Genomic DNA, 12,535 nt, shown 5'->3' on the forward strand with positions numbered 1-12,535 from the left:
GTGTCAGCCCGAGTCGTTCACCGCCGAGGTCCGTGGTCACTACGGAGCAGGGAAGACACTAAAAAAAGCGGCGGATTACTCGGCGTTTCTCTGTCGGCGGTTCTCGTAGGCGCGTCGTCCCTCCCGGACCGCGGGAATGACGAACCAGAACGTCAGCGCGCCGAGGATGGCGAACCAGAAGGCGACGTCCTTCATCACGATCAGGATATTGGCGTATAGTCCCACATCGGTCGGGTTCGGGGCGATCAGTTGCGTGCCGCCGAAGCTCTCGGTGTTGAACCACGCCGAGACGATGAACCAGAACAGGCCCGCAGTCGTTAGGATGCCGAACCCCTTGATGAACTCGTCACTCATGGTTCGATCCTTCGTCCTCGCCGTCTTTAGCGTTTCTCATTCCCGCGGCCTGGAACCGGGTCGAAAAGGCGTACGTCGCCGCCGAGGCGACGATCAGCGCCACGCCCGCCAGCGCCACGAGCGGCTGGACCTCCGCGAGGTCGGCTTGCGCGCGGTCGGTCGCGATGTCGAGCAGGACGAACCCGCCGACGACGCCGACGACCGCAAACAGCGTCGAGAAGACGGTAACGGTCTTATAAACGCGCATCGGGACGACGACTGCGTCGTCGGTGCGCTCGGACGAGGAATCCGACATGAAACAACGTAGGTCGGCCGGGGGTATTACCTCGGCGGTCGGAGCCGGTAGTATCGTTTGTTAAGCGAGTACATATACCCCTCTCGCATGGCTTTCAACACCGCGTACGTGATGAAAAAGCCGATCAGCGGCAGGAAGAACGTCAGGTTGAACACGAGTTCGCCCGGGATGAACGTGATCATGTCCTCGAGGGGCAACGCGGCGATGGTGATCGCGAAGATGACTCCGGCGACGCCAAGCGCCGCCCAGAAGGGCTCCTCGACGGGCCGTCGTGCGCTGCCCTTGTTGAGAAACGGGACGATGGCGATGATGCTGACGACGACGACGTTCGCCATCACGCCGTAGACGCGGTCGGTAACCAGTTTCTGGCCCCCGAGGATCGCGAGTTCGGGGTTGACCGGCGAGAGGTGCAACAGCCCGTACGACCAGTAGAGATACCAGTCGGGCAGGATCACCGGCGGCGTCGAACTCGGGTCGGCCGGCGCCGGCATGTGGGGCGGTGCGGCCGCAGCGATGAGGAACATCATCCCGGTGAAAAACGAGGCCAGCGCGAGGTTCCGAATGGTCTCGTGGGGCCACGTCGGGAAGGCGAGCACGTCTCGCTCGACGTAGGTCGACTCCTGGCGCAGGTCCTGGTCCTCGCGCCGGGAGCGCTCGAAGTACTCGTAGGTCAATCGCGAGAGTCCCTGCGTGCGTTCCTTTCGTTCGCGCCACGTGGGCGTCTCGTCGTCCGGCGGGACGGCGGGCACGCCGCCACCGCCGTCCGTGCGCGGTTCTTCGCCGCCGTCGGTTTGAGGGTCGGTTTCGTCACTCATTGGTCGATCAGTGTGGTTCCGCGATTCCCTGCATCCAGACGATGCCGATGTGCAGCGCGATCAGTGCCGTCACCACGAACGGCAGGATGAACACGTGCAGGACGTACATCCGCTGGAGCGTCGGTGCGCCGAGGCTGAATCCGCCGAAGACCAGCTGGGCGACCCACTCGCCTATGAAGGGGACCGACAGCGCCATCTCGACGCCGATCTGGCCCGCCCAGTACGACAGCTGTGTCCAGGGCAGTAGGTAGCCGGTATAGCCAAAGGCCATCGTCAGGCTGATCAGGACGATCCCGATCAGCCAGTTGACCTCTCTTGGCTCCTTGTACGCGCCGGTGAAATATACCCGGAGCATGTGGAGGAACACCGCCGCCGTCATGATCTGGGCGGACCACCGGTGGAGACTACGCAGGAAAAAGCCGAAGTTCATCTCCATCATGATCATCACGACCTGATCGTAGGCTACGGTCGCCTCCTGTGCGGCGGCCGTCGAGGGCGCGTAGTAGAACCCAAGCAACGCGCCGGTTACGGCGGCGACGATGTAGGCGATGGTCGAGAACGCACCGAGCGAGTACAGCGGATACCAGTACCAGAACTTGTTGTCGAGGTTGTACTGCTCGGTGTGGCTCTTTGGCATCTGGAGGTTGACCCGGTAGTACATCGTCTCCAGCAACTCGAGGTAATCGACGATGCGAAAGCGCTTATCGAGCCACATCAGGGTCATCAGGTAACCCTGCTCGATCGGCGAGAGGTCGCGCTCTTTCATCCAGCCCCGGTGGTCGTGCTCCTCTTTCCGTTCGAGGCTCATTGGCCGCCTCCGCTCTCGTTGCCACCAGCGCTTTCGTTGCCACCGCTGCCACCGCCGGTTTCGTTGCCGCCGGTACTTTCGTTACCGCCACTCTCGTTGCCACCGCTGCCACTCTCGTTACCATTGCCACCGCCACCGCTACTGCTCTCGCCGCTCTCACTGCTGCCTCCACCTCCACCGCCGCCGGCACCCTCGGGCAGTTGAACGTCGTCGGGCTGGGGGAACGAGAGGAACGACTGTTCGAGGATCGTGAACGGATCGTAGACCGACCCGTGGCACTGACAGTAGACGGTGTTGCCGTCAGAGACCCGCTCTGCGGTCTCGTTGACCTTGTACCCCGGCACGCAACAGAAGTGCGTACAGACGTTGAGATACGCGAACACGCCGTCCTGTGTCGCCGCCTGGAGGAACTCGTCGTCCTGTGCGGCCTCCTCGATGAGGGGACTGCGGATGACCGTCACCCCGAGGGTGCTGGCGCTGTCGAGCCCGTTCGAGCGCCAGGTCGCGGCGGCGGGCTTGCCGACCCCTTCGCTACCGATCTCGTTGCCCCACTCCTCGTAATCCTCGAAATCGGAGATGTTGAGCGGTGCGCCTTCCTCGAGTTCCGATTGCCACTCGTACTGGGCCTGACCCGAGGCGAGAAAGCGGTTGTCCTGGTCGGCGTCGGGCAACAACGCCGGCGAGGTCTGTTTCCCGCAGTACTGAAACCACTGTGAGGAGTAGGTGATTCCGCCGAGTTCCTCCTGGGCGAGGACGACCGTCTGTCCTTGGACCTCCTCCTCGACGACCTCGGGCCACCGGCCGCTAATGGTGCCGTCGTCGCCGATCTGGACGGGGATGATCGGCATCCCGCGGGGTGCGGGACCGCCGGTGTTCTCGATCCCCATGAAGGGGGTGATCCCGCCGCCCGATCCCGTCGGGGCGGTCGCGGTGTTGACCGCCGCCGCCCCCGTCGAACCGAGGGCGGCGATCGCTCCAGCACCGACGACGCCCTTGACGAACCGCCTCCTGTCCGATTCGACCGGATACTTGTCTTCGTTTGATGACATTGTTAGTTCTTCTTGTAGTATGGGTAGACCGCGCGTTTGAAGTGCTCGAGCGCGCCGTCCGCGAACTCCGTCCCGTCGGCGTCCTCCTCGCGGACGTAGAGGTCCTCCCACTTGCGACGGCGCTTCTTGACGATCATCACGTCAGGGAGGAACTCCCGCCGATAGAGGACGAGGATGAACGACAGGTCGATAAAGACCAGCGCGAGCAACAGTCCGAGGTAGATGTTGCCGGTCTGGGTCGTCCCCCAGGCCTCCATGAGCCCGTAGGTGAACAGCCCGACGAGGACGACCTCGAGGAGAGTCAACAGCACGATCGCGATCACGCCGACGGTGCTCTCTCGCGCCGGTTCGTAGCGATGGATGTCGCCGTAGGAACTGCCCGACGAGGACATCTCAGTTCCCCCCCTTCGCGTGCGGTGATTCGCCGTACTTCAGGACGAAGAACGTAAACACCAGCGAAACCGAGATCATCAGTACCGCGCCGATCCCGACGTAGTGTTCCTGGACCTTGATACCCAGTTCCTCGGGGTCGGTTATGACGCCCGACTGGACCTCCTGGGTTTCGACGCCGCCGACGGCGACCCCGCCATGCATCCCCTGTGAGGCGTGGGGATCACACTGGTAGGTGACGATCTGTCCGTCCCCCTCGAAGGTGTGCTCGAAGGTGAACCCGGCCTCGCTGACGACTTCGCTCGTGAAGTCAGCACCGTCCTGTGCGGAGACGTTGTGGCTCCCGCCCTCGCCGGTCCACTCCCAGATCACGGTGGTTCCCGGATCGATCCAGAGCGCCGGCGGCGCGAACTGCAGACCGTCACCGGCTCCGACCTGGACGGTGACTTCCCCCTGTCCGCGGGCGTCCTGGGTCTCGCCGCTCGAGTAGTTCGAGGCTTCCTGAACGAACTCGGGCCATACGGGCTCCTCTTCGGCTTCCTGGGCGGCCGCGGTACCGACGGCTCCGGTTACGCCCGCCGCCGTCGCGGCGCTCCCGGCACCCGCCGCCGTGATAAACTCCCGCCTCTTCATACAGGCGGGAGTCAGGACCGTGTTCGCTTAAACCCACCGATGACCGTGAGGTTCAGTTCCCGTTCGAACCGCCCGACGACGGCGGTTTTTCGTGGCCGTCGTCCTCGGGAAGCGCCTCGATTTCGTCGTCCTCAATCGGGACGAACGCGGGGCGCTCGCCTGTGGAGGCGCCCGCGGCCCGGAGGCGGTTTCTGTACTCGACCGCGCGAAACCGGTCCGAGAGCCGGGCGTTTGCGACCACCAGAAACAGGAAGACGCTCGCAGCGATGAAGATCACCGCGATGACGATGACGATCACTGCCGACCCGCCCATGTCGCCGACGATCAGCCCGGCGATCGCCGCCAGTCCGGCCAGCAACAGTCCGAAAGCGATCACCTGCAGCATCTTGTTGCCCAGATCGCCGCTCCCCTCGGGCACCGACTCGGGGTCCGGAAGCGACCAGTCGGCGGGTGGGTCCGGCACCTCGTAGTCGTCCATCGAACAGAGCGCGACCGTCGGGTTCACGTCCCGAACGACCGTTCCCTCCCCCTCGACGCTCCCGTCGGGATAGACGATGGCGTAGCCCTCGTCGGAATAGGCGAGCAATCGGGGTGGCCCCTCGAAGCGCTCCAAGACGGCGAAGACGTCCCGGTTGGCGATCCGGGACTTGAGGTCGGCCTCGACGCGGTCGATCAGCGCTTCGCCGGTGATCCACGACTCCGGGTCGAACGCCGCGTCCCAGTCGTCGGCGTCCATGCGAGCCATGTCCTCGGGGCCGAACTCCTCGAAGTCGAACTCCTCGTGGACCGGGTCCGCCTCCGGGTTCCGTCGGGAGCCCTCGCGCTCTGAGGAACGACCGTCAGCCATTGTCCGTCGGTTGGATCGGCGCGGGCATACGTGTTCCGGGACGAACCGATCCGGGTCGCTTAACGCGGGGCCGGCCCAACGAAGAACGATGGCCGACGCTGTCCTCTGGGCGACGATCACTGCCCTGCTGGTCACGGTAAGTTTCCCGTTTTACCTCTATGGGGCGTGGATCATCATCGAGAACGATCCCGTCACGTGGGACGTGTTGACACGACATCTCACGTACATTCTCGCCGGCCTCGTGCTCACCACCGGTCCGGTCGTCGGCTGGATGGCCCCCCGCCTGTTCGAGCGCCTCTCGGGGCTCCGGGCGGTACACGCCATCTTCGGGGTGCAGGCGTACGCCTTCTTGCTGTTCGCGCTGACGGGGATCGTCAGGATATTCCAAGCGAAACACAGCCGCGACCTCTACGGCGACCCCGCTCAGGACGTCGATATCGACGACCTCCACGAGAACATGGGCGCGTGGCGCTTTCGCCTGCGGATCGGCGTCATCGGGTACGTGCTGTGTTGGCTGATCGCGTACCTACTGGGCATCACCCAATACGCTCTGGCGTACTTCTAGGGCCCTCTAGCGGTTGTTGTACGGACGCTCGTCGCGGTGGGCGTCGGGGTTGGCCGTCTCCTCGGCGGCGGCCTCGCGTTGTTCGTCCTCGGCGTCGAGTTTCTCCTCGGCTTCCTCCTCGCGTTGTTCCTGCAGTTCCTCTTCGGCTTTCCCGTCGAGTTCCTCCTCGGGTTCGCCCTTCTCGTCCTTCTCCTTTGCCAGTTCGACGTCCCGGCCGTGGTCGTCGGATTCGGTCATGACACCCGCCCCTTCTCGGCCGAGAACAAAAACCGTTGGCCCCGCGCCCGCAGGCCTACCAGGCCTCGCCGCTCGCCAGATCGACCTCGCTATCGATTTTCGAGGACGGACAGACATCCTCGAGGACACAGTCGCTACAGTCTGGGTTCCGGGCCGTACAGGTCGCCCGGCCATGGCTGATACAGAGGTGAGTGAACGCCTGCCAGCGCTCCCGGGGGAGCAGGGCCATCAGTTCGCGTTCGATCTTCTGGGGCGAGCGCTCCTCGGTGATTCCCAGCCGGCGTGTGAGACGCTGTACGTGCGTATCGACGACGACGCCCTCGACCAGTTCGTGGCCGTGCTGGAGGACGACGTTTGCGGTCTTGCGCCCGACACCGGGCAGGTCGGTGAGTTCGTCCATCGTATCCGGAACCCCCCCGTCGTGCTCCTCGATGATGATCGCGCAGGCCTCGCGGATGTAGCCCGCCTTGTTGTTGTAGTAGGTGATCGAGGAGATGTCCTCGGCCAGTTGCTCCTGGGCGGCGTTCGCGTAGTCCTCGAGGCCATCGTACTTCGAAAAGAGGTCCGCGGTCACCCCGTTGACCCGCTCGTCGGTACACTGAGCCGAGAGGATCACCGCGATGAGCAGTTCGAGGCGGTTCGAGAAGTCGAGCGAGATGGTGGTATCGGGATACTCCGCCGAGAGGCGATCGACCACCTCGGAGGTCTGTTCGTCGGGCGACTCTAGTGGCGTTCCCATATCCCGACTCGCCGTCCGGGGGTGTTGAGCGGTTCGGTTCGATCCGGATCAGAGTACGCCGTGGCGCTTGTAGAACCGCCGCGTTCGGTCCTCGCGAAGCAAGGGCTCGTGGACCTGGATCAGCGCGGAGGTGTTGTTGTTTGCCTCGATGATCGAGAACTCCCCCGCATCGGTGACGACCAGATCCCACCCGATGTAGGGAATGTACGAGAGGTGATCCGCGATGGCGAGAAGGTCCGCTTTGATCGCCTCCCAGCCCGGGACCTCGCGGCCGACGATTCGCTCGCCCGTATCGGGATGGCGTTCGAATTCCTCGGGAAGGTCCGGCGGGAGGTATTGGATACCGGCCCCGAGCCGCCCCGTCTCACGGTCGACGCCGACCGACAGGCCGCCCTGCGAGAAGTTGTCGAGCGCGCCCGAGCGGGCGGTGCCAAAGCGGTGGGTCGCGGCCGGGACGAACGCCTCGCCGGACTCCTCGTCGTACATCGTCACCACGCGCATCGTGTTGACCGACGGCGAGTAGACGTCCGCGGCGTAGGGCGCCTGTGTGACGTACTCGGTCACGAGGTAGTCGTCCAGTTTCCCGAGTCGCTCGCGCAACTCGCCCTCAGAACGGGGGTCGCCGTTTACCGTATACTCGCCGTCCTTCGAGGCGAGGATCAACACCTGCTTTCCGGAACCGCCCTTGAATCGCTTGCAGACCAGCCGGTCGCGTTCGAGACGGTCGAGCACCCAGTCGGTTCCGTCGACGGCCGATGGAACCGAGTTCTCCGGACGAGCGACGACCCCTGCGAGCGGACCGCCGTCCGAGCGGGGGAGGGCCGAGTTGTCGATTGGGTGGAGCCGACCCCCCTTGAGCAGCCCGTAAACCGACGGGCGGTGCTCGTCGAACCCCGAGAGAAGCAGGTGACAGAGCAGTTTGTTGTCGATCGCGTCGCGCCACGGTCCGTTGAGGTAGTACGCACCGACGTAGCGTGCGGCATCCGAGAGGTACTCCTCGGGCCCGTAGGTCTCGAAGTCATAGAGGTGAGCAGCACGAGCGCGAAAGCCGTGCCGATAGAGCCAGCGCCGTTTGGCGGGTGAGACGGGCGGCGACGGCTCGGTCAGTTCGTCGCGCGCGAGCACCGCCCAGCGTTCGTGTGGGGACGGGAGAAGGTATTCTGCGACGGTCGCCGCGGGTGCAACGACGCTCGGGCGTGGGTCGAAACCCCGAAGCAGCCCCGGTAGTTCTGTCATCGACACGAGTCCTCTAAACGCGGAGACGGGTTACGAAAGCAATACCTTACTGGTCAGTGCCAGCGGGTGGGATTGACCTCGCTCGCCGTATCGAAACGTGGCGTTCGTCCCGACAGCGTAGCGTTTATGCGGGCGTCACCCGCCGGTCGGAGTATGAGGAAAATCACGGCCGTCGCCCATCCCATCCAGGGGCTCGCGAAGTACCACGGGATGCGCGACCCGGAGCTCAGACTACCCTACCACGACTCCATCAGCGTCTGTACCGCGCCGAGTCACACGAAAACGACCGCCCGGTTCGAGGACCGTACCGAGGACGTCTACGTCGTCGACGGTGAGGAACTCTCAGGGCGGGGAAAAGAGCGCGTCGCGGCGGTCGTCGATCGGGTGCGCGAACTCGCCGGTATCGACGACCGGGTGCGCCTCGAAAGCGAGAACTCCTTTCGGTCGAACGTCGGCTTTGGCTCGTCCTCCTCGGGCTTTGCGGCGGCGGCGATGGCGCTGTGTAATGCGGCCGAACTCGATCTCTCTCGGCCCGATATCTCGACGGTCGCCCGGCGGGGGTCGTCCTCGGCCGCGCGCGCGGTCACGGGCGCGTTCAGTCACTTGCGTACTGGGCTGAACGACGCCGACTGTCGCTCCGAGCGCATCGAAACCGAGCTCGAAGACGAACTGCGGATCGTCGCCGGGCTGGTCCCCTCGTATAAGGAGACCGAGCAGGCCCACGAAGAAGCCGCCGACAGCCACATGTTCGGGGCGCGGATGGCCCACATGCACGGCCAGATCGCCGAGCTCCGGGACGCACTCCGCGAAGGGGATTTCGACCGGACCTTCGAACTGGCCGAGCACGACTCGCTGTCGCTTGCGGCGACGACCATGACCGGGCCCGCGGGGTGGGTCTACTGGCAGCCCGAGACTATCGAGATATTCAATCGGGTTCGGGAGCTTCGTGACGAGGGCGTGCCGGTCTACTACTCGACGGACACGGGCGCGAGCGTCTACGTCAACACCACCGAGGAACACGTCCAGCGGGTCGAAGCGGAAGTGGCAGAGGCGGGCGTCGAGACCCACGTCTGGGAGGTCGGCGGTCCGGCCCGTACGGTCGACGACCACCTCTTTTAAGCTCCCGATCCTAGCGCGAGTATGCGAATCGTCGTCTGCGGGGCGGGCTACGCAGGGGTGACGCTGGCAAAGCGACTGGAGCGGGCGCTTTCGGACGCCGAGATCGTGCTGGTCGATCGGGACCCCTATCACCTGATCCAGCACGAACTCCACCGGGTGATCCGCCGACCCGACCTGGCCGAGGTGATCCGTCTCCCGCTCGACTCGCTGTTCGAGCGCGTCACGGTACGCGAGGACGTCGTCGAGGCCGTCGACCGAGCGGAGCGCGTGATTCGCTGTGCGGACGGCGAGATCGCCTACGACTACGCGGCGGTCTGTCTCGGCGCGGAGACGAACTACTACGACCTGCCGGGCGTCGAGGAACACTCGATCCCCCTCAAACGCCTCGAAGACGCCCATCGGATCCGCGAGCGTGTCGTGGACGGCTCGCGGGTCGTCGTCGGCGGGGCGGGGCTTTCGGGTGTGCAAGTCGCGGGCGAACTGGCTGCACTCGATTCGGGCCCCTTGATTACGCTCCTCGAACGGTTCGAGGCCGTCGCACCGAACTTCCCGGCGAACTTCCAGGCGGCGGTCCGGGAGGAACTCGAAACGAGAGGCGTCGAGGTCAGGACGGGAGCGACCGTCAAGCGCGCGAGCGAACGCGCGGTCGAAACCGACGACGGAGAGATCCCCTACGATACGTTCGTCTGGACCGGCGGGATCCGCGGACCGAGCGCCCTCGGCGGAGAACGCCCCGCCGTCCGCAGCGACCTCCGGCTCGACTCGCGGACGTTCGCGGTCGGCGACGCCGCTCGCGTCGTGGACGACGACGGCGAGGCGGTGCCCGCGAGCGCACAGGCGGCCATCCGCGAGGCTCGCGTCGTCGCGAAACACCTCGCGGCGCTCGCGGGCGGAAACGCCGACGGGTTCGCCCCCCGCCCCGAACGCTTCGCGTTCGACTCGCCGGGCTGGCTCGTCAGCGTCGGCGACGGCGCGGTCGCACAGGTCGGGCCGACCGTGTTGCAGGGGCGGTCGGCGCTGGCGCTCAAAGCCAGCGTCGGCGCCGGCTACCTCTCGTCGATCGGGGCGGTGAGAAACGCGGTCGACCTCCTCAACGAGGAACTCGGCGCGTCCGATTAGGCGCCCGGAACGCCGAACGCACCGACGCTGAAGCCGAGGATCGGGCCGAGGACGGCGTTGAGGACGAACAGCAACACGAGCGCGCCGAGCCACGCGACGATACCGATGATCGCGGCGTCGACCCACCCGCCGGGATACCGCCAGTTGATGACGCCGACCCAGACGATCAGCGCGATGATCGGCCCGAACAGGGGGATCCACGCGGTCAACCCCCATGCGATCGCCCCGAGAAGGGCCGTGACGACGGCGTGACTGTAGTCCTGAACGTCAATGACGACGTTGGCGCCGAAGTAGATCGCCAACCCGCCAACGAGCAGTGCAACGACGAACGCAACGATCGATCCGACTACCATGTCCTCTCATACACCGGACACCCTATTATACCTCGTGCCGGATATTCCAAGGTACGGAACACGACCGTTCGGGTACCAATCGAGCGGTCGTCAGGTACCTGATGGTCGGATGAGACGATCCGGCGCGTCTGACAAAGGGTTAAATCCACCGGGGAAAAACCGACGTCGATGACCGATGGCTCGGTCGGTGGCGATGCGAGCCCCGACGAACGGGCGTGGCGAGAGCTGATCGAGCGACGGATCTCGATCGAACACGACTGCCCGCAGCGAGCGGGAGAGCTCGCGGCGAGCAGACGGGCCTTCGAAGCCACGGGCGACCCGTCGAAGTCGAATCGCCTTCGAACCGTAGTGCGTGGGCTCGTCGTGCTCGCAATCCCGCTGATCGTCTACAGCGAACTCACGGCACCGACCGGCGCGATCAATTACGGCGGGCTCGGGATCGGGATCGCCCTGATGGTGGCCGGCGGGCTGGCGTGTCTGTAGGGAAATCGCGGGACTTAAGAACGGCTACCTCGAACCGAGGATGTCGGGCGCTTAGCTCAGTCTGGACAGAGTGCTTGGCTTCGGACCAAGTTGCCGCGGGTTCAAATCCTGCAGCGCCCATGCGTTTTCCCGTTGCTTCGGATCCAAGCGACGGCATCACGACCTGGCGTTCGTGTCTCGATTATCGGCACCGGACTTCGGCGAGCAGCGGCCACTCGCCACGTTCGAGTCGGTTGAGAAGCGCAGGCCGGTCGTAGTACCGAAAGTCGTACCGTCGGCCCCGCCCCGCAGGGAGTGTTGGAGGGTCGTCCGTCCATGGTTCGGCCCGCCAGACGTCCAGTCCGGCGCCCTCACCCACGTACTGGATCTCGGTGTGGGAGACGTCCACGCCGTCGTAGCCGTCCCGGACGGCCCGTATCACCGTTCGACGGAGCGTTCTCGCGTAGGAGCGACGGATGTGAGCGCCGACGTCGGTTCGGGCGTCAGCGTTCGGCGGGGTGGTCGTGAGATCCGGCGTCAGTCCGCCGAGTGACCGTCGGTCGGGGTCTGGGAGTTCGTCGGTCATGGTTCGATGCGCTGTGAGTGCGGTCGATCATCCCGGTGGTACGCCTCGCGGACGACCGACCCTGTCGTCTACAGGTATCGGCCGGCCGCATGAATACTGTTTCGGACGGGTCGCCGGAGGGGCGAGGCTTAACACCGGGGGTCCCCAATCGGGGACGATGGGAGAATCAGTCGCGACCGTCGCCGGTGGCTGTTTTTGGTGTATCGAGGCGGTGTTCGAGGAACTCGACGGCGTCGTCGACGTGACCTCGGGATACTGTGGCGGCCACGTCGAGGAACCGACCTACGAGGCCGTCTGTAGCGGCGAGACCGGCCACGCGGAGGCCGTTCGTCTCACATACGACGACGACCGACTCAGCTATCCGAAGCTACTGGAGGTGTTTTTCACCGTTCACGACCCGACCACCTTGAACCGACAGGGCCCCGACGTGGGAAGCCAGTATCGCTCGGCGATCTTCTACCACGACGAGCGCCAGCGCGAGATCGCCGAATCGTTCGTCGCCGACCTCGAACAGTCGGGTGCCTACGAGGACCCGATCGTGACCGAGATCGAACCACTCGAGACGTTCTACGAGGCCGAACCGGGCCATCAGGACTACTACGAGAACAACCCCGAGAACCGCTACTGTACGGTGACCATCGAGCCGAAACTCGCAAAACTACGGGAACGGTTCGAAGCCGAGTTGCGGGCGCCCTGAGCTACTTCTCGGTGACGACCGGTTCGGACTGGTCGTGTTGGTGACAGGATATCGAGGGCAACGAGACGGTTATCAGACAGCGGGTCCCGTTCGCGCAGCGACGACCGCAGACGTACTCGCCGGCGTCGTTCGTCGGCGGATCGCCCGTCCCGGGTGCTGGCTGTGAACGCAGTTCGCCTTTCGAGTTCGATTGTCGTGAGTGGCCCATTATGCTAGATGAATTCGAGATCG

19 protein-coding genes and 1 tRNA gene are annotated in these 12,535 nt (G+C 64.9%); 6 read left to right on the forward strand and 14 right to left on the reverse strand.

Annotated features, from left to right (window positions below; genetic code table 11):
- Positions 1 to 75: 75 nt before the first annotated feature.
- The 8 genes from HACJB3_RS10750 to HACJB3_RS10785 are packed head-to-tail and all read right to left on the reverse strand — an operon-like array spanning position 76 to position 5,191.
- Positions 76 to 354, reverse strand: a complete 279-nt coding sequence (locus tag HACJB3_RS10750) for a DUF7314 family protein (protein ID WP_008416845.1) — start codon at positions 352 to 354, stop codon at positions 76 to 78.
- Positions 347 to 649: a DUF7315 family membrane protein gene (locus HACJB3_RS10755; RefSeq protein ID WP_008416844.1), complete on the reverse strand. Its 303-nt coding sequence runs from the start codon at positions 647 to 649 to the stop codon at positions 347 to 349. The genes HACJB3_RS10750 and HACJB3_RS10755 overlap by 8 nt, the downstream gene beginning before the upstream one ends.
- 26 nt (positions 650 to 675) lie before the next feature.
- Positions 676 to 1,464: a cytochrome b gene (locus HACJB3_RS10760; protein ID WP_008416843.1), complete on the reverse strand. Its 789-nt coding sequence runs from the start codon at positions 1,462 to 1,464 to the stop codon at positions 676 to 678.
- 7 nt (positions 1,465 to 1,471) lie between these two features.
- Positions 1,472 to 2,272 carry a cytochrome b gene (locus HACJB3_RS10765; protein WP_008416841.1) on the reverse strand — a complete coding sequence of 267 codons (801 nt, stop codon included), beginning with the start codon at positions 2,270 to 2,272 and terminating at the stop codon, positions 1,472 to 1,474.
- Entirely contained in the window at positions 2,269 to 3,321 is a 1,053-nt protein-coding gene (locus tag HACJB3_RS10770) for a Rieske 2Fe-2S domain-containing protein (RefSeq protein ID WP_008416840.1), read from the reverse strand. Before HACJB3_RS10770 ends, HACJB3_RS10765 begins: the two co-directional genes overlap by 4 nt.
- A gap of 2 nt (positions 3,322 to 3,323) precedes the next feature.
- Entirely contained in the window at positions 3,324 to 3,713 is a 390-nt protein-coding gene (locus HACJB3_RS10775; RefSeq protein WP_008416838.1) for a DUF7318 family protein, read from the reverse strand.
- A 1-nt stretch (position 3,714) separates the two neighbouring features.
- Entirely contained in the window at positions 3,715 to 4,344 is a 630-nt protein-coding gene (locus HACJB3_RS10780; protein WP_008416836.1) for a halocyanin domain-containing protein, read from the reverse strand.
- Between the two features lie 52 nt (positions 4,345 to 4,396).
- Entirely contained in the window at positions 4,397 to 5,191 is a 795-nt protein-coding gene (locus HACJB3_RS10785) for a DUF7319 domain-containing protein (RefSeq protein ID WP_008416834.1), read from the reverse strand.
- Between the two features lie 88 nt (positions 5,192 to 5,279).
- On the opposite strand from HACJB3_RS10785, the gene HACJB3_RS10790 reads away from it, so the two are divergent.
- Positions 5,280 to 5,756, forward strand: a complete 477-nt coding sequence (locus HACJB3_RS10790) for a DUF7321 family protein (protein WP_008416833.1) — start codon at positions 5,280 to 5,282, stop codon at positions 5,754 to 5,756.
- Positions 5,757 to 5,762: 6 nt separating this feature from the next.
- On the opposite strand, the gene HACJB3_RS10795 is transcribed toward HACJB3_RS10790, so the two are convergent.
- The 3 genes from HACJB3_RS10795 to HACJB3_RS10805 are packed head-to-tail and all read right to left on the reverse strand — an operon-like array spanning position 5,763 to position 7,968.
- Positions 5,763 to 5,993 (reverse strand): hypothetical protein, encoded by a 231-nt coding sequence (locus HACJB3_RS10795; RefSeq protein ID WP_008416832.1) that lies wholly within the window; start codon positions 5,991 to 5,993, stop codon positions 5,763 to 5,765.
- A 55-nt stretch (positions 5,994 to 6,048) separates the two neighbouring features.
- On the reverse strand, positions 6,049 to 6,732 hold the full coding sequence (gene nth / locus HACJB3_RS10800; protein WP_008416831.1) for an endonuclease III: 684 nt from the start codon (positions 6,730 to 6,732) through the stop codon (positions 6,049 to 6,051).
- Positions 6,733 to 6,780: 48 nt separating this feature from the next.
- On the reverse strand, positions 6,781 to 7,968 hold the full coding sequence (locus HACJB3_RS10805) for a sugar-transfer associated ATP-grasp domain-containing protein (protein WP_008416830.1): 1,188 nt from the start codon (positions 7,966 to 7,968) through the stop codon (positions 6,781 to 6,783).
- Between the two features lie 153 nt (positions 7,969 to 8,121).
- Between HACJB3_RS10805 and mvaD the strand changes: the two genes are divergently transcribed.
- Together mvaD and HACJB3_RS10815 are read left to right on the forward strand one after the other, a co-directional pair.
- Positions 8,122 to 9,087, forward strand: a complete 966-nt coding sequence (mvaD, locus tag HACJB3_RS10810; protein WP_008416829.1) for a phosphomevalonate decarboxylase MvaD — start codon at positions 8,122 to 8,124, stop codon at positions 9,085 to 9,087.
- 21 nt (positions 9,088 to 9,108) lie between these two features.
- On the forward strand, positions 9,109 to 10,206 hold the full coding sequence (locus tag HACJB3_RS10815; protein WP_008416828.1) for an NAD(P)/FAD-dependent oxidoreductase: 1,098 nt from the start codon (positions 9,109 to 9,111) through the stop codon (positions 10,204 to 10,206).
- Here the strand turns inward: HACJB3_RS10815 and HACJB3_RS10820 are convergent.
- Complete coding sequence (locus HACJB3_RS10820; RefSeq protein WP_008416825.1) at positions 10,203 to 10,559, reverse strand: hypothetical protein; 357 nt, start codon at positions 10,557 to 10,559, stop codon at positions 10,203 to 10,205. The genes HACJB3_RS10815 and HACJB3_RS10820 overlap by 4 nt on opposite strands.
- A gap of 168 nt (positions 10,560 to 10,727) precedes the next feature.
- Here HACJB3_RS10820 and HACJB3_RS10825 point away from each other — a divergent pair, with 168 nt between their 5' ends.
- Both HACJB3_RS10825 and HACJB3_RS10830 read left to right on the forward strand, forming a co-directional pair.
- Entirely contained in the window at positions 10,728 to 11,042 is a 315-nt protein-coding gene (locus tag HACJB3_RS10825; protein WP_008416824.1) for a hypothetical protein, read from the forward strand.
- A 45-nt stretch (positions 11,043 to 11,087) separates the two neighbouring features.
- Positions 11,088 to 11,162, forward strand: a tRNA-Arg gene (locus tag HACJB3_RS10830).
- 61 nt (positions 11,163 to 11,223) lie between these two features.
- Here the strand turns inward: HACJB3_RS10830 and HACJB3_RS10835 are convergent.
- Positions 11,224 to 11,607 carry a hypothetical protein gene (locus HACJB3_RS10835; RefSeq protein ID WP_008416823.1) on the reverse strand — a complete coding sequence of 128 codons (384 nt, stop codon included), beginning with the start codon at positions 11,605 to 11,607 and terminating at the stop codon, positions 11,224 to 11,226.
- A gap of 157 nt (positions 11,608 to 11,764) precedes the next feature.
- On the opposite strand from HACJB3_RS10835, the gene msrA reads away from it, so the two are divergent.
- Positions 11,765 to 12,304, forward strand: a complete 540-nt coding sequence (msrA, locus tag HACJB3_RS10840) for a peptide-methionine (S)-S-oxide reductase MsrA (protein WP_008416821.1) — start codon at positions 11,765 to 11,767, stop codon at positions 12,302 to 12,304.
- Position 12,305: 1 nt separating this feature from the next.
- Here msrA and HACJB3_RS10845 read toward each other — a convergent pair whose 3' ends face one another.
- Positions 12,306 to 12,512 (reverse strand): hypothetical protein, encoded by a 207-nt coding sequence (locus HACJB3_RS10845; RefSeq protein ID WP_008416820.1) that lies wholly within the window; start codon positions 12,510 to 12,512, stop codon positions 12,306 to 12,308.
- Positions 12,513 to 12,535 lie beyond the last annotated feature (23 nt).

The organism is Halalkalicoccus jeotgali B3 (assembly GCF_000196895.1).
Classification (GTDB): domain Archaea; phylum Halobacteriota; class Halobacteria; order Halobacteriales; family Halalkalicoccaceae; genus Halalkalicoccus; species Halalkalicoccus jeotgali.